Below are 16239 nucleotides of genomic sequence, written 5' to 3'. Positions count from 1 at the left end.
CGCGCAAGCGCTCATCGGCCCAGCCCCGCCAGCCTCGCCGTGATGCGGTCGACTTCTTCGCGGGCCACCTGCTGACGGGCGCGGATCTTCTCGACGACATCGGCAGGCGCCTTGGCAAGGAACGCGTCGTTGCCGAGTTTGCCTGTGGTGCCCTTGAGTTCCTTCTCCGCGGCGGCCAGATCCTTCTCGAGGCGGCGCCGTTCGGCGGCGACGTCGACGGTGCCGGAGGTGTCGACCTCGACGACGACGGTGGCCTGCGACAGTCGCACCTCCACTTGCGCCGACGGGCTGAACGAGTCGTCGCTCTCGGTGAGCCACGCCAGAGACCGCACCGCAGGCACCTGCGTGGTGAGGTCGGCGGCCTCGATGCCCGACAATCGGGCGGGAACCCGCTGCCTGTCGTTGAGGCCCTGGTCACTGCGGAACCGCCGGACCTCGGTGATCAGCTTCTGCATATCGGCAACACGTTGTGCGGCAACGGGATCCACCGCGAAGCCGGACGACCGCGGCCAGTCGGCAATCACGATCGATTCCTCGCCCGTCAACGTCTTCCACAACACCTCGGTGACGAACGGCATCACCGGATGCAGCAACTTGAGCAGCGTGTCCAGCACCGTCGCCAGCACCCCTGTCGTGTGTGGGGTGAGCTCGTCTTGTCCCAGTTGGACCTTGGCGAGTTCGACGTACCAGTCGCAGAACTCGTCCCAGGCGAAGTGGTACAGCGCCTCGCAGGCCCGGCTGAACTCGTAGGCGTCGAATGCCGAATCCACCTCGGCGCGAACCTGTTCAAGCCGACCGAGAATCCACCGGTCGGCGTCGGTCAACGCTGCGGTGTCGGGCAGCGGAGCGGGAGCGGCGCCGTTCATCAACGCGAACCGGGTGGCGTTGAAGAGTTTGGTGGCGAAATTGCGTGACGCGCGGGCGTGGTCCTCACCGATGGTCAGGTCGCCGCCAGGGCTGGCGCCGCGGGCCAGCGTGAAGCGCAGCGCGTCGGCGCCGAACTGCTCGACCCAGTCCAGGGGGTCGATGCCGTTGCCGCGCGACTTGCTCATCTTGCGGCCGAATTCGTCGCGAATCAGGCCGTGCAGGAACACGTTTTCGAACGGCACCTGCGGTCCGCGCGCGCCGTCGAGGGTGACGGCGGCGTCGTTGCCGACGAAGGTGCCGAACATCATCATTCGCGCAACCCAGAAGAACAGGATGTCGTATCCGGTGACCAGCACGGAGGTCGGATAGAACTTCGCCAGGTCGGCGGTGTGATCGGGCCAGCCCATGGTGGAGAACGGCCACAGCGCGGACGAGAACCAGGTGTCGAGGACGTCCGCGTCCTGTTCCCAGCCCTCCGGCGGGGTTTCGTCGGGTCCGACGCAGACGGTTTCGCCGTTGGGGCCGTGCCAGATCGGGATGCGGTGCCCCCACCACAGCTGACGTGAAATACACCAGTCGTGCATGTTGTCGACCCAGCCGAACCACCGCGGTTCCAGGCTCGGCGGGTGAATCACGGTGTCGCCGTTACGCACCGCGTCGCCCGCGGCCTTCGCCATCGACTCGACCTTGACCCACCATTGCAGGGACAGCCGCGGTTCGATCGGCTCACCGCTGCGCTCGGAATGGCCGACGCTGTGCAGATACGGCCGCTTTTCGGCGACGATGCGACCCTGCTCGGCCAGCGCCTCGCGGACCTTGACGCGCGCCTCGAAGCGGTCAAGGCCGTCGAATTCGGTTCCGGTGTCGGCGATCCGGCCCTTGGTATCCATGATCGACGGCATCGGCAGCTGGTGGCGTAGCCCGATCTCGAAGTCGTTCGGGTCGTGCGCGGGCGTGACTTTCACTGCGCCGGTACCGAATTCGGGGTCGACGTGGGCGTCTGCGACGATAACGATTTGCCGGTCGATGAATGGGTGGGGCAGCGTCGTGCCGACCAGGTGCCGGTAGCGGTCGTCGTCGGGATGCACGGCGATCGCGGTGTCACCGAGCATCGTCTCGACCCGGGTGGTGGCGACCACGATGTGCGGTTCGCTGTCGTCGAGCGAGCCGTACCGGAACGACACCAGCTCGCCCTCTACGTCTTCGTATTTGACTTCCAGGTCGGAGATCGCCGTCTCCAGGATCGGCGACCAGTTGACCAGGCGCTCGGCCTGATAGATCAGTCCGGCGTCGAACAGCCGCTTGAAGATGGTGCGGACCGCCCGCGACAGGCCGTCGTCCATGGTGAACCGGTCGCGGCTCCAGTCGACTCCGTCGCCGAGCCTGCGCATCTGACCGGCGATGGTGCCGCCGGAGTCTCGCTTCCAGTCCCACACCTTGTCGATGAACAGTTCGCGGCCGAAGTCCTCTTTGGTCTTGCCGTCGACGAGCAGTTGCTTTTCCACCACGCTCTGGGTGGCGATGCCCGCGTGGTCCATGCCGGGCAGCCACAGCACTTCATAGCCCTGCATCCGCTTGCGGCGGGTCAGCACGTCCATCAGCGTGTGGTCCAGCGCATGACCCATGTGCAGGCTGCCGGTGACATTCGGAGGCGGCAGCACGATCGAGTACGCGGGTTTGTCGCTGGACGCGTCGGCCTTGAAGTAGCCGGCGTTGACCCAGCCCTCGTAGATCTGCGACTCCACCGCGCCCGGATCCCACGACTTGGGCAGGGCTTCGGCAGAGGATTGGGAGCTGGCGGTCACCCCGGCAATTCTAGGGAGACAGCGCGAATAGACGTAAAAGGCCCCGACACGCCGCGAAAACGGGGCTCTTTGCGTCTGTTCGCCAGGAAAAACTACTTCTTGTCGCCGCCTAGCAGCCCGCCGAGGATCTCCCCGATCGGGTTGCCCTGATTGCCGCCGCCACCGCCGCCGAGCACGCTGCCGAGGATGCTGCCCAGCGGGTTGTTTCCGCCTCCGCCAGCGCCACCGAGGATGCTGCCCAACACGTCGCCGAGGCCGCCGCCGCCAGCGGACGCCTGCGGTGCTGAGCCCTTGGACAGCTGCTTGCCGAGGTAGGCCAGCACGATCGGCGCGAGGATGGGCAGCAGCTTCTTGATCAGATCGCCGCCGCCTGCGCCCTGGCCCGCCAGCGCGGACGCCACCGCGTTGCTGTCGTTGCCGCCGAAGATCTTCGCGACATACTGGTCGCCTTGTTGCTCGTCGACTGCGTCGACGCTCACCCCGCCGTCGAGCAGGCCGCTGGTGCCCTGCTGCGCGACGGCGGACTCCAGGTCGCTGGAATCAATCTGGTCGGCGTGCACGTTCTCCGCCACACCGCCGACAAGTGCGGGCACCAGCGTGTGAATCGCGTTGTCCACTTCGCCTTCGTCAGCGCCGATCTTGCTCGCAATCTCCGATACCGGGATCTGGGCATACAAATCGTCTAGACCAGCCATCACATGTCCGCCTTCGTCGTTGAAAGTCGCGGTGCCGACACTAGTCGGTGTGATCTTGACTCACAGGCATTCTGCGCGAGCCGATCAATTCAGCCGGGTGGTCTCCAACGACACTCCGGCGCCGGGGAATCGCGCCAGCAGCGCGCCGCCCATCGCGGCGGCCGGGGTCAGCACACCACGCAGTTCCGAGAGCCGGTCGCGGTCCAGCGCGAGCGCCAATCCGCTCTCCCCCAGCAACACCGACGTGGCCTTGTAGCCGGGGTCGCCCCGCTGCGACATGACCGACCGGTAGCGCGCGCCAGTCGTTGTCGTCGTGTAGGTCTCGACCGTGTAGTGACCCTGTTCGCGCGTGCGTTCGCTGGGGCCGGTGCCCGGTTTCGGGGCGATCCGTTCGATCACCCGATTGGGCACCTTGTTGAAGTAGCGTCCGCCCAGCGCCATGGTCGCGGTGTTGCCTACGGTGGCCATCGCGGCGGCCACGGGCGCGGCGATCGACTTGCCGAGGCTCATCTGCTCCGCGTACTCGAACCGCCTGCCGTACGCATAGCCCAGTAATGCGTTGGAGCGCCGAACAATTCGGGTGTTGGCGACGGCCATCGCGAACGCCCCGGTCCAGTAGCCGTCCAGTTCGGGCGCGATCTCCCTGCCGCGCCGCCAGCGCGCGTCGGGCTGCGCGCCGCGTTCCGGTTCCGCGCTACGGTCAGGGGTCAGCGTGTACGGGTCGGTCATCAACCGTCGCGCCTCCGGATCGGAGGACGCCGCGCGCATCAGTTCGATCATCGACGCGACGGTGCTGCCGGACACCCCGCCCGCGAACGAGCGCACCACCATGTTGGTGTCGGTCAACTGACCCGCGTCGTCTTCGGCGGCGCGCCGGTACAACGCGAAGACAGTGAGATCCGAAGGGATGGAATCGAAACCACACGAGTGCACGATCCGGGCGCCGGTGTCGATGGCCTGCTTGTGATGCAGGTCGATGCTTTCCCGGATGAAGAGCGCTTCCCCGGTCAGGTCGGCGTAGTCGGTGCCGGCGGCGGCGCATGCGGCGACCAACGGCAGCCCGTACTTCAGGTAGGGCCCGACGGTGGTCACCACCACCTGGGTCCGTGCGGCCATCACATTCAGCGTCGACGGTTGCGAGGCATCCGCGGAGATCAGCGGCCAGGACTGCGCCTTCTCCCCCAGCGTGTCCCTGACCGCGAGCAATTTGTCGTGCGACCGGCCCGCCAGCGCGATGCGGGCGTCACCTCCCACCCTGGCCAGGTACTCCGCGGTCAGTTTGCCGACGAACCCGGTTGCGCCGAACAGGACGATGTCGAATTCACGCTGCGCTGCCCCCATGTACGGCGACGCTACCCCAGCGCCGCCGGCAATTCGATGTCCTGTCCAAGCACATGACAAGCCAGGAATGCGGTGACCACCTGGTACCACAGCTTCGCGTGCTGCGGGCTGAGCACCCAGTGGTTCTCCGACGGAAAGTAGAGGAACCGGTGCGGGCTGCTGCCGTCGTCGGCGGCGGGCAGCCCGGACTGGGTGAGAAGTTCGAACCACAACCGCAGCGCTTCGCCGATCGGCACCCGGTAGTCCTTGTCGCCGTGGATGACGAGCATCGGCGTGCGAATCTCGCTGACGAAGCGGTGCGGCGAATTACGTCGCGTCATCTCCGGTGTCATCTCACGCGCCCACCAGTACGCGCCGTCGGTGGTCGGCCCGAACTGGTCTAGCGCCCACAGGCTGGCGTGGGAGACGATGGCGTCGAACCGGTCGGTGTGCCCGGCGATCCAGTTGGCCATGTAACCGCCGAACGAGCCACCCATCGCCGCGGTGCGGGTGGCGTCGATCCTGGGATGCGCGCACGCCGCATCCGTTGCCGCCATCAGGTCGGTGTACGGCGCAAAACCCCATGCCCCCCAGCCGCGTTGGATGAAGTCCTGGCCGTAGCCGGTGGACATCGCCGGGTCCGGTAGCAGCACCGCATAGCCCTTGGCCACCAGCAGCCATGGATTCCAGCGCCAGTGCCAGGCATTCCAACTGGCCAGCGGACCGCCGTGCACCCACAGCACCAGCGGCGCCTGCCCATCGCCGTGCGGCAAGGCCAGCCACGACCGCACGGCCTGGCCGTCGTCGGCGGTCGCGGTCACCTCCGTCAGGGTGCCTGGCAGGTCGGGAGCCGCCACGCACGGCAATTCCGTCACGGTGCCGTCGGCGTCGATGCGCACTGGATGCGGGGCCCGCGCATAGGAACTGCGCATCGCATACACGACACCGTTGGGCGCGGTGCGTACGTCGGTGTAGGTGTAGTCGTCGTCGGTGAGCCTGCCGACAGCGCCGCTGGCGGGATCCACCGCGAACACCGGTCCGCGGCCGTTGTCGTCGGCGGTGACGATGAGCGTCGAACCGTCGACCGACCACGTGACCGATGTCGGCCATCGGTCCCATTCCGTGATCTCGACGACCGGTTCATCGAACCGCATGTGGCACAGCGTGATTCGCGGTGCAGTCTGCGGTGTGGAATGCGACTCCCTGGTGAACGCGATCGCGGTGCCGTCCGGGGAGATCGCGGGTGACCCCAGGTCGGCGACGGGGTCGTCGACGATGACGGTGCGCTGTGCCGTGGCCACGTCGATACGGACCAGGGTGCCGCGGATCGCTGCGCCCGGGTCCGGGACATGCCAGGCGGCGACCACGTAACTGCCGTCCGGACTGAGCGCGAAGTCGGCTTCACGCAACGCATCACCGGGCGCTGGCGTCAGGTCGCGCGAGCCGTCGACGTCGAGCAGGTGCGGTTGGTCGGGTCCGAGGTCGTGATCCCAGTACCGCACCGGATAGCCGCTGTGCAGCACCGCCGACACCTTGTTGTCCTTGCGCAGGGCCCGCAACCGCTTGTCCTCGTCGACGCCTTCAGCAGACGGCAGCAGCTTCGCGGCGACTACCGTGGTGGCGGCGACACGCGCGGTTCGCACGCCGTCGACACCTCCCGGCAGCGCCAACACCTCGACGGCTTCACCACCCCCGGCAGGCAATCGCCACAACGATGCCGGCGGCTTGTCGTCGGACTCGGTGGGGCGCGCGGCGAGAAACAGCAGATCGCCATCGGCGGTGAAGACCGGCGACGACTCGCCTTTCGCGCCACGCGTCAACCGCCGGGCCGGTTTACGGCCATTGGGATCCAGTTCCCAGATCGCGGTGATGAATTCGGTGCCGTTGTCGTTCAGTTCGGTGATCGACGTGACGATGCGCGACCCGTCCGGCGACACGGCCAACCCCGATGTACGCGGCAGCGAAAGAAACTCGTCAAGGTCGTCGAACGGTGTGGTCATGACCATTTGTTAGCACATCCCCCAGTAAGTTTGACTTTCAAACTTACGGCTGGCATGCTGGCGGCATGAGCACGGTGGTGCTGAGCGAACTTCCCGGCCGGCCATGTCCGATCGCCGCGGCGCTCGAACTCGTCGGCGAGCGCTGGGCGTTGCTGATCGTCAGGGAGATCGCGTTGGGCGCAACCCACTTCAGCGACATCGTGGCGGGCACGGGGGCACCCCGCGACCGGATCGCCGCCAGGCTCAAAGCGCTCGAGAGCGCCGGCGTCGTCGTCCGGTCGCCCTATCAGAGCGCCCCGACGCGCTACGAATACCGACTCACCGACTCGGGCGATGCCCTGATTCCGGTGCTGGATGCCCTGCTCACGTGGGGCAAGGCGCACGCCGTCTCGGCCGACGACCCCGACCGTCAGCAGAAGTACCACGCATTCCACAAACTGAAGGACTCTCGATGACCGCAGAACTCATAGACCCCGACCTGCGCGCGTACTGGGGTCCTGAACGCTCGCGCAGGGTGACATGGCACTCGCCGGGGCCGAGCACGGCCAAAGGCATGTCGATGGCGGGCATCGACTATCTACGGGCCATGGTCGACGGCGAACTGCCCCCGCCGCCCATCGCCGGACTGATGCAATTCGAACTCGTCGACGTCGCGCCCGGCCGGTCGGTATTCACCTGCCTCGCAGATGAATCCGCATACAACCCGATCGGCACCGTGCACGGCGGTTTGATCTGCACGCTGCTGGATTCGGTGACGGGCTGCGCGGTGCACACCACGCTGCCGCAGGGCAAGGGTTACACCTCGATCGAGATCAAGGTGAACTACCTCAAGGCTGTCCGGGTCGACAGCGGACTACTGACCGCCACCGGCACGGTGGTCAAGTCCGGTTCGCGGGTCGGCTTCGCCGAGGGCGTGGTGACCGACGCCAGCGGCGCCGTGGTCGCGACCGCAACGAGCACGCTGCTCATCTTCGACCTGTAGCCGCGTTACGTTGATGGGATGGCGCAGCAGCACATCCTGATCATCGGGGCGGGCATTACCGGACTGGCGACGGCGGTGGCGTTGCAGCGAAGCGGCCGGCAGGTCAGCGTCGTCGAGGAACGCATCGACACCTCCTCCGGCGCCGGCATCAGCATCTGGCCCAATGCGCTTGCGGCACTTGACGAAATCGGCCTCGGCGACGCGGTCCGGGAGGCGGGTGGCCGGGTGACCGCGGGCGCGCTGCGCTGGCGCGACGGCACCTGGTTGCGTCATCCCGGCAACGAACGTCTGGTCAAGGCGCTGGGCGAACCGTTGGTCTTGATCCGCCGTTCCGCGTTGACCGCCGTGCTCGCCGACGCGCTGGCCGAGGGCACCGTGCACACCGGGCGGTCCGCGCAGGACCTCGTGGCCACTGCCGACGGTGTGCGGGTCAGGCTGACCGACGGGTCCGCCGTGGATGCGACGGCAGTGGTCGGGGCGGACGGCACCCGTTCCGTGGTGGCACGCCATCTCAACGGCGCGCTTTCCGACCGCTATGTCGGATACACGGCGTGGCGGGGTGTGGCCCAGTGTGTGATCGACCCCGAGGTCGCCGGTGAAGTGCTGGGGCCCGGTGTCGAGTTCGGTCTCGTCCCTCTCGGCGCCGATCGCACCTACTGGTTCGCCACCGAGCGGGCGCCGGAAGGCGGCACCTGCCCGCAAGGCGAACTCGACTATCTCAGGGCCCGATTCGGGTGGTGGGCCGATCCCATTCCGGAGGTGCTGGCGACGACCGATTCGGCTTCGGTGCTGCGCAACGACCTCTACGACCGCGACCCTGCCCGGCAGTGGTCCAGGGGCCCGGTGGTGATCGTCGGCGATGCCGCGCACCCGATGCGTCCGCACCTGGGGCAGGGCGGATGCCAGGGATTGGAAGACGCGGCGGTGCTGGCCCGGTTCGTCGACGGTGCCGACGACCTCGCGGCGGCGTTCTCGCGGTTCGTGGCGTTTCGTCGCAAGCGGGTGCGCGCCATCGTGCGGGAATCGAGGCTGATCGGGCAGATCGTCAATCTGCGGCCAGCACTGCTCAGCGGATTCGTCGGCCGCGCGACAAAGCTGGTGCCCGAAGTGGTGATGAGCCGACACCTGGCGACGGTGGCGGCGCGGTCGGCATTCCTGCTGCCCGGTGAGCGCGAAACGGCGTCGAGGTGAACGCCACATTGGGGCCGTTGATCGTGGACGCGGTCGACCCGCGCGTCCTCGAGGCCTTCTGGGCAGCCGCCCTGGGCCAGCCTGCGCAGCGGGCGCTGTTGTCGTTCCGGCCGCAGACGCGTCCCAAGGTCGTGAAAAACCGTGTGCACCTTGATATATACACGCGCTCGATCGAACTGCTCACCGATCTCGGTGCGACGGTGCTGGCCGAGTACCGTCCGGAGCGGGTGACGCTCGCCGATGTCGAGGGCAACGAGTTCTGCGCGTTCTTTGATGCCGGTCTCGACGAGCAGCCACCCGCCCGTGCGTTCGCGGTGTGCACGGACAGCGATCACCCCGAGTTGCTTGCATCGTGGTGGGCGTCGCGGGTCGGCGCGCAGATCCGCAACGGTCTCGACGGCACCCCACGTTGGCTCTACGGCTCAGCCGGCTGGGAGAACCTGATCTGGAAGTTCGTCCGCGTCGCCGACGATCGAGTGGCACCGAATCGTTGGCGGTGGAGCGTCCTGGCGGATCCGGGCGTGCGAGTCGACCCGCAGGGCAACGAATTCGAGGTCAGCTGACGTCGCACCCCGGCGGTATCGGCGCGCTGTCCGAGGTGGGTGCACCCGCCGGATCGACGTAGGTGACGTCGAGAACCAACGGTGTGGGGCCTTCGTTGCGAGCAATGTGGACGTGGTCCGGCCCGGTGGGGTCGGTGATCGCGGCGCCGGGGGGATAGACGCCGTCCTGGCGGCAGTCCGCCCCGTAGTGCGTCAAGGTGCCCGACTTGATCACGCCGTACACCTCCCCACGGTGCGTGTGCCACCCGGTGCTGGCGTTCGGCGCAATGGTGATCTCGGTGACGATGTAGTCCTTGCCGTCGACGGTCTGCTTCGACAGCACGACCGCGTGCACGCCCGCAGGCGGCGCGGCGTGAACGGTCGCGGCCGAGACGACGACGGCCGACAGCGCAAGCGTCACCGATGCGATGCGTCTGGACAGATTCACAAGACTCCCTTCGGTCATGCCCTCAAACTCGTGATGATGAATTCGGCGGCCCGGTCGAGGGCTCGCCGTGCGCTTGTCAGTTGCACAACGTTGAGTTGGAAGACGTGATGCATTCCTTGCCACACTTCGAGTTCCACCGTGCCCCCGGACTTCGCCACCGCGTCCGCGAATCGGCGCGAATCGTCGAGCAGAATCTCGTCTGTGCCCACCTGTATCAGTAGAGGCGGCAGAGACGATGTGGTTCCGAACAGTGGTGAAGCTCGCGGATCTTCCGGCGCTGCTGATCCTAGATAAGACGCCGCCGACGCGCGCAGGTAGGCCGGATCGAGCAGCGGATCCCCGATCGCGTGTTCTTGCACACTGGCACCGCTGAGGCTGAGATCAGTCCACGGCGAAAACGCCACCACAGCAGCTACATTGAGGCCTTCGGTGGCCGCACGGGCCGCAGTCGCAAGCGACAGTCCGCCGCCTGCAGAGTCGCCGACCACGGCGACCGCGTCGTGGCTGTCGACCAGGCGGCCCAGCGTGACCATGGCGAGATCGAGCGCCGCTGGTAACGAAGCCTCGGGAGCCAGCGGATACTCGAGCGCGAACACCGGGACGTGGGCGCGGACGGCGACCTGGCTGACCAGGCCCGCATACGCCGACACGCTGCCCAATCCGTATCCGCCGCCGTGGACGAACATGATGGCCGCGTCCGTGGATGCGCCGTCAGGCCGCACCCAGAGCCCCGGACCGGGATCATCAGACGTCGCGGTCTGCACGGTCGTGCCCGTGGCGACAGGGGTGGCGGCGATGAACTTGTCGTAGACAGTGCGGGACTCACCTTGCTCGGTCGACCAGAAGCGCGCGAACTCGGCCCGCAGAGCGCGCGCCGCGGGTATGTCGGCCTCGTCGATCGGGATGACGGACACTAGCGCTCCCTCACCTGGCTAGGCGCCCACGAGGCGTCTGCTGCAGGCTTCGGCGATCATGACGGTGGTCAGATTCGTGCCGACCGAGACGATGTCGGGCATGATCGACGCGTCCACGACGTGCAGGTTGGTCACGCCGCGCACGGCGCCGGACTCGTCGACGACGGCGCCGGCGTCATCGGCGCCGCCCATCGGTGCCGTCGACGTCGAATGGTGATAGCCGTCGACCGTTGCGATGACCGACTGCTCGACCGCGGCGTCGTCGACCACGTGCTTGCCGGGAGTCATCTCGAAGGCGATCACCTCACGCAGCGGCGCCGTTCTGCCTATCCGCCGCGACATGCGCACCGCCTCCATCATCCGCCGAAGATCACCCGGATCTTCGAACATGTTGTATCGAATCAACGGCGCGACGCGCGGGTCGCGACTGGCGAGCCTAACTGATCCTATCGAATTGGGCAGCGTGACAGAGCAAGCCAGCACCAGCGCTCCCCCGGTCTCGCTCTGCTCGGCGTCGAAGATGTGTGTGCCCGAGATGTGCAGATCCAGCTCACCAGGAGCTGCCTCGGTTGATCGGGTCCAGATGATCGCCCCCGCAACCGGATCCATTGACTTGAACTCCGGCTTGAGCGCGTACACGTTGTAATAGAACGGGTGCTCCCTGAGACGCTCGCCCACAGGCGCATCGACCAGCACGGGGATGTCCAACTCCCGCAGGTGCGACAACGGTCCGATGCCTGAACGCATCAGTATCGCCGGACTACCGAAAGCGCCGGCGGACAGAATCACCTGGCCCGCGGTCAGCGTTTCCCCGCTGACCAACCGCACACCCGTCGCGCGTCGACCCGCGAACGTCACGCGGTCGACCTCGGAGTACCCGCGGATCGTCAGGTTCGGGCGACTGCGCACATCGTCGGTGAGGTAGGCCATGGCCGTGTTGATGCGCTTGCCGTCCACCACATTTCGCGGATAGGGCGAAACACCGTGTTGCTCGGCTCCGTTGAAGTCGCTCACCCGCGCCAATCCGGCGGCCTCGGCAGCGCTGACGAATGCCTGCATCGACGGGGTGTTGTCATCCAGTGTCATCTGGCGAATCGGAAACGGTCCGGAGCGGCCGTGCCACGCGTCGTCACCTGTCGGGGTGTTCTCGAGATCCTTGAAGATCGGAAGAACGTCGTCGAACGTCCAGCCTTCGATGCCGCTGGCGGTCCAGCGCGCAAAATCAGAGGGCCTGGCGCGCATCGCCACCGCGGCATTCACCGCTGAACTTCCGCCGATGACCTTCCCGCGTTTGGCGTGGATGTCATGCCCGAGGCCGAACCGGTCCCGGGTGTGATACCCCCAATCGTGCGCCGCATCGCCACCGACGCGGTTGGCATTCGCGATGACGTCGGGAAACTCCGCGGTGCGGTAAGCCGGGCCTGCCTCGAGCAACACGACTCGCCTGGTCGGGTCCTCGCTCAGTCGGTTCGCGAGCACCGCGCCCGCTGATCCTCCGCCGACGATGAGTACGTCATGTCCCGTCACGAGGTCAGCGCCGCGGCGACCTGGCCCATCAACGTGGCGAATGGCATGTCCAGCGCGGCATAGATGTCGCCGGCCCTGGGATCGGCGTTGTCCGCCATGATCTCGACCATCAGCGTGGCGTAATCGGAGACCTCGATACCCAAGGTGATCAACCGCGCGATCCCGGCCTCGCGTTTGTGTCGCGAGAAGGTACCGCACGCGTCCAGCGCGACGACCGGATGAAATCCGTTCTCGCGCGCGCGGATCGCGGGCAGCGAGGCGCACACTTCGAAGGACAGGCCGGCGATGATCAAGTGGTCACGTCCAGTTCGCTTCACCAGGTCGACGAATCGCTCGTCGTCCCAGGCGTTCACCGTGGACCGGTCCAGGATGTCGTCGCCGAGAACCTGGGCGAGTTCAGGAATCGTCGGTCCCCACATGCTGTCCTTTGCCGTCGTGACGGCGACGATCGGCAGTTCGAGAACCTTGGCCGCCTTGGCCAGCCCCACCACGTTGTGCTTGAGTTCGTCGACGCCGATATCGCGTACGCCGGTGAACAACCCGACCTGGTGGTCGATCAGAAGCACAGCAGTGTTGTCCCGGTCGAACCGCACCCGGTTCATCTGCTCCTCCACATCTCCGGCCGCGAACCAGCCGGATGGTCAGTTATACTGATAGTCAGTAAACATTACTACTTCTGCTGGCGCGGGTTGTCAAGAAACAATGCTGATCAGCGGGTCAGGAACAACCTATGACGGATACACCCAGCGAACTGGCTGACACAGAGGCTTCCTTGAGGCGCATCGCGGTGCTCGTCGCCGATGGCGCCGCACCCGAGAAGTTGTTCGATGCAGTCACCAAGGAGGTGCTTCGACGCTTCGGGTCCGGCACGGCCAGGATGATTCGATTCGAATCCGACGGTACTGCAACAGTTCTGGCGAATGCCGGCACTTCAGGGCCCCACGTCAAAGTCGGCGGGCGATGGGAGAACTATCCGCCGTCGGGGCTCACCGCGACCGTCCGCGCTACCGGCGCGCCCGCCCGCGTCGACGACTACGGCGCCATACCGGGTGGTGAACCCTATCTCCGGGAAGGGTTGCGTAGCAGCGTCGGCATGCCCATCAACGTCAGCGGTCGATTGTGGGGAATGATCGCCGTCGGGGCAGCGCATGGTCCGTTGCCGCCCGACACCGAATGCCGGATGACGCAATTCACCGATCTGCTGTCGACGGCGATTGCCACCGCACAACATCACGCCGAACTGATTGCGTCGCGGACCCGACTTGTCAGTGCCGCAGACGAAGCCCGGCGCCGCATCACTCGCGATCTGCATGACGGCGCGCAGCAGCGCCTCGTCGGGCTTGCGCTGCGGTTGCGTGCCGCAGCCGACTACTGCACCGATCTCGACGACGTGCGCCACAGCTTGCGGACCGCGGCTGCCGACGCCTCCGAGATCACCGAAGAGCTTCGCGAGATGGCAAACGGCATTCATCCCGCAGTCCTGACCCAAGCCGGGCTGGGACCGGCCTTGAGGGGGCTCGGACGTCGGTCCGCGATTCCCACTGAGGTCCGCGTCTCCCTCACCGACCGGTTGCCTGCCGCCACTGAAATCTGTGCTTACTACATCGTCTCGGAACTGCTCACCAACGCGGCAAAGCACGCACACGCGACCGCCATCCAGATCGACGCGCACCTCGAGGGGACTCAGCTACTCGTCTCCATCCGCGACAACGGAATCGGCGGCGCCGACGCCGAGGGCTCGGGCCTCACCGGCGTGCGTGACCGCGTGGCCACCGTCGGCGGCACCTGCCGACTCGAAAGTCCGCCGGGCAGGGGCACCCACTTCGTCTGCCGACTACCGGCAATCGCAGCGCCGCAGCCGTTCTGGTGAACCGACGAGCCGCTACGGCGCGGCGTCCTCCGCCGCCGCCCGCTGGTGGTCGATGACGGTGTTGAAGTTGGCAAGGAACTGGCGGAACTCCGCGGCACCCAAATTGCGCGCATGCCGCCTCATGATGTCGGCCATGATCGAGTCGGCCGCCTCCATCTGCCTGCGTCCCCTGGCGGTCGGCACGACCAGTTTGGCCCGGCGGTCGGCCGGATCAGGCTTACGCCTGACGTAACCCAGGGCCTCGAGATCATCGATGATCACACCGATGACCTGCTTGAGCTGCCCCGACAATCGGGCGACGTCCGTTGCTCGAACCCCCTCGGGCCGAAGGTATGCCAGCACCGCACCGTGTCGTGGCACGATGTCATCGAACCCTGCGCCATGCAGGCGACTGAACAATTCGTCCTGCACGGCGAACAGCAACCGACCGGCCAGCACGCCGATGTCGTTGCCCCTGAAATTCGCCCGATTCGCCACCACGCCTCCACTGTCCCGCGCACGTGGTGAGCAACCCTATCGGGCGGGTGCTCACGGGCGCACAGTTTCACGGCCGATTCCAAGCTTGATGCCCGGTGCTGGCAATCGGTCGCGGAGGCGCGAAAAACCTTCGAACGGTTAGCGCTATCCGGTGATCATGTGGCCCGGCGGAACATTGTGGTTGGCGCGAAACCGGTTGTGCGGGTCGTACTTGGCCTTGGCCGCACGCAGCGCCTGGTACGTCTCGTCAGCGTAGGCGCGGCGGGTGCCCAATATCGTGGCATCGGCCGGGCCAAGGAAACTCGGGTGGGCGCCGTCGTACGCCCACGGTTGCAACGCCTCAACGAGTTCGCGTCCGCAATCCTTGAAGTCGGCAACCTGTTGGCCGGGCGGAACCACGGTCAAGCCGAAGTAGGCGAAGGCGGCGTCGCGCCTGCCGACCGCGTTCGGGACCGGTGAAGGTCGTCCGAAAGCCCCTTGCAGGTGGCGGATGTCGACGATATTCAAGTGCCTGTTGGCGTCCGGGTCGATCATTTCGACGATCGCGTCGACAGTGTCGTCGGTGAGTTCGCGAAGCAGCCCGAATTGTTCGACGGTGGCCCCGGGATCGGTGGGGTCATTGGTGATGGTCGCGAACTGGGTATAGGGAATCTCGGCAACGGTGTCGAGTTCGACCGGCGCCGCGTGACGCAGACGTTCGATCAATCGGTTGCCCTCGTCGGCGTCACCCACGTAGGAGATCCGCACCGACACGGCGAGTTTGCCCTGCATGAACGCCGGAAGATGAGCGAGCGGAGGAAAGTTCAACAGCGCCAACCCGGTGGTGAGCTCGTCGGGCGCGGTCTTCGTCAGCTCAACGTAGGCACGCAAGACCGCAGAGAGATGTTCACCGGCGAAGAACAAGGACCCTGCGTAAAGGTGCGTCTCCGGGAACAGCGCGAACTCCATCGCGGTGACAACGCCGAAGTTGCTCTTTCCTCCGAGTAGCGCGCCGAACAGATCCGCCCCCGATTCCGGGGTCACTTGATGCAACGACCCGTCCGCGGTCACCACCTCGAGCAGTGTGACGTGGTCGGATGCCCAACCGTATTTGCGCCCCATGGTCGAACTAGCTCCGCCGCTCAAGGTGTAACCCACCACGCCGACTCCGGGCGACGAACCGGCCAGCGGCGCCAGCCCATACGCGGCCGCGGCATCCACGAGCTCGCCGAACCGGACCCCCGCCTCGACACGCGCCGTCTTGTTGACGGGGTCGATGTCGATCTTGTTCATCCGCTTCGTCGTGACGAGCAGAGTCCGGGCATCGGTCGACAACGACGGACCGTGCCCGGTGTTGAGCACGGCAATCGTCATGTCCTCACGCGATGCGAACTCCACGGCCCTACTCACGTCTGCGGTGCACTCCGCACCGACCACCATCGAAGGGTGGTGCGCCACCGACTGATTAAAGACCGCCACCTCCTCGGCGTAACCTGCGCTGTCCGCGAGGAAGAGCGGACCCTCCAACGTCTCATCCAGTCGCACATACGCCTCACACCATGAATTCATCGATTGACCTTCCAAGTCGTCAGTTGGTCGCCCGCTCGGGCATCACAACCGGT

The 16239-nt window shown here is 66.4% G+C and carries 15 protein-coding genes; 5 read left to right on the top strand and 10 right to left on the bottom strand.

Going from position 1 to position 16239, the window contains the following annotated elements:
• Window positions 1–11 precede the first annotated feature (11 nt).
• The 4 genes from A5724_RS20495 to A5724_RS20480 form a co-directional block, all read right to left on the bottom strand.
• Window positions 12–2672 carry a valine--tRNA ligase gene (locus tag A5724_RS20495; protein WP_067806187.1) on the bottom strand — a complete coding sequence of 887 codons (2661 nt, stop codon included), beginning with the start codon at window positions 2670–2672 and terminating at the stop codon, window positions 12–14.
• Window positions 2673–2764: 92 nt separating this feature from the next.
• Entirely contained in the window at window positions 2765–3367 is a 603-nt protein-coding gene (locus A5724_RS20490) for a DUF937 domain-containing protein (protein WP_067806184.1), read from the bottom strand.
• Window positions 3368–3451: 84 nt separating this feature from the next.
• A complete protein-coding gene (locus tag A5724_RS20485; protein ID WP_067806181.1) occupies window positions 3452–4708 on the bottom strand; it encodes a trans-acting enoyl reductase family protein in 1257 nt (418 codons plus the stop codon).
• A gap of 11 nt (window positions 4709–4719) precedes the next feature.
• Window positions 4720–6687: an alpha/beta fold hydrolase gene (locus A5724_RS20480; RefSeq protein ID WP_197518731.1), complete on the bottom strand. Its 1968-nt coding sequence runs from the start codon at window positions 6685–6687 to the stop codon at window positions 4720–4722.
• A 65-nt stretch (window positions 6688–6752) separates the two neighbouring features.
• Here A5724_RS20480 and A5724_RS20475 point away from each other — a divergent pair, with 65 nt between their 5' ends.
• The 4 genes from A5724_RS20475 to A5724_RS20460 are packed head-to-tail and all read left to right on the top strand — an operon-like array spanning window position 6753 to window position 9423.
• A complete protein-coding gene (locus A5724_RS20475; protein WP_067806175.1) occupies window positions 6753–7142 on the top strand; it encodes a helix-turn-helix domain-containing protein in 390 nt (129 codons plus the stop codon).
• A complete protein-coding gene (locus tag A5724_RS20470) occupies window positions 7139–7669 on the top strand; it encodes a PaaI family thioesterase (protein WP_067806172.1) in 531 nt (176 codons plus the stop codon). Before A5724_RS20475 ends, A5724_RS20470 begins: the two co-directional genes overlap by 4 nt.
• Before the next feature lie 18 nt (window positions 7670–7687).
• Window positions 7688–8860, top strand: a complete 1173-nt coding sequence (locus A5724_RS20465) for an FAD-dependent oxidoreductase (RefSeq protein ID WP_067806169.1) — start codon at window positions 7688–7690, stop codon at window positions 8858–8860.
• Window positions 8857–9423, top strand: coding sequence for a VOC family protein (locus A5724_RS20460; RefSeq protein WP_067806166.1), 567 nt, complete (start codon window positions 8857–8859; stop codon window positions 9421–9423). The genes A5724_RS20465 and A5724_RS20460 overlap by 4 nt, the downstream gene beginning before the upstream one ends.
• Here the strand turns inward: A5724_RS20460 and A5724_RS20455 are convergent.
• From A5724_RS20455 to A5724_RS20440, 4 genes are read right to left on the bottom strand one after another with little or no spacing between them, the layout of a single operon-like run.
• On the bottom strand, window positions 9416–9868 hold the full coding sequence (locus A5724_RS20455) for a cupin domain-containing protein (protein ID WP_067806164.1): 453 nt from the start codon (window positions 9866–9868) through the stop codon (window positions 9416–9418). The genes A5724_RS20460 and A5724_RS20455 overlap by 8 nt on opposite strands.
• On the bottom strand, window positions 9865–10764 hold the full coding sequence (locus tag A5724_RS20450) for an alpha/beta hydrolase (protein ID WP_067806161.1): 900 nt from the start codon (window positions 10762–10764) through the stop codon (window positions 9865–9867). Before A5724_RS20450 ends, A5724_RS20455 begins: the two co-directional genes overlap by 4 nt.
• 18 nt (window positions 10765–10782) lie before the next feature.
• Complete coding sequence (locus A5724_RS20445) at window positions 10783–12291, bottom strand: GMC family oxidoreductase (RefSeq protein ID WP_067806158.1); 1509 nt, start codon at window positions 12289–12291, stop codon at window positions 10783–10785.
• The gene (locus A5724_RS20440; protein ID WP_067806539.1) at window positions 12288–12893 is read right to left on the bottom strand and encodes an isochorismatase family protein; all 606 of its coding nucleotides are present in this window, start codon (window positions 12891–12893) and stop codon (window positions 12288–12290) included. The genes A5724_RS20445 and A5724_RS20440 overlap by 4 nt, the downstream gene beginning before the upstream one ends.
• Before the next feature lie 128 nt (window positions 12894–13021).
• On the opposite strand from A5724_RS20440, the gene A5724_RS20435 reads away from it, so the two are divergent.
• Complete coding sequence (locus A5724_RS20435; protein WP_067806155.1) at window positions 13022–14161, top strand: GAF domain-containing sensor histidine kinase; 1140 nt, start codon at window positions 13022–13024, stop codon at window positions 14159–14161.
• A 12-nt stretch (window positions 14162–14173) separates the two neighbouring features.
• Here the strand turns inward: A5724_RS20435 and A5724_RS20430 are convergent, their stop codons facing one another.
• Window positions 14174–14641, bottom strand: coding sequence for a MarR family winged helix-turn-helix transcriptional regulator (locus tag A5724_RS20430; RefSeq protein WP_197518730.1), 468 nt, complete (start codon window positions 14639–14641; stop codon window positions 14174–14176).
• 141 nt (window positions 14642–14782) lie between these two features.
• Complete coding sequence (locus A5724_RS20425; protein ID WP_067806152.1) at window positions 14783–16186, bottom strand: FAD-binding oxidoreductase; 1404 nt, start codon at window positions 16184–16186, stop codon at window positions 14783–14785.
• Window positions 16187–16239 lie beyond the last annotated feature (53 nt).

It is taken from the genome of Mycobacterium sp. ACS1612, assembly GCF_001667505.1.
In the GTDB taxonomy this organism is placed as follows: domain Bacteria; phylum Actinomycetota; class Actinomycetes; order Mycobacteriales; family Mycobacteriaceae; genus Mycobacterium.
Note: the sequence above shows the minus strand (reverse complement) of the source record. Positions and strands in the feature narration are given on the sequence as shown.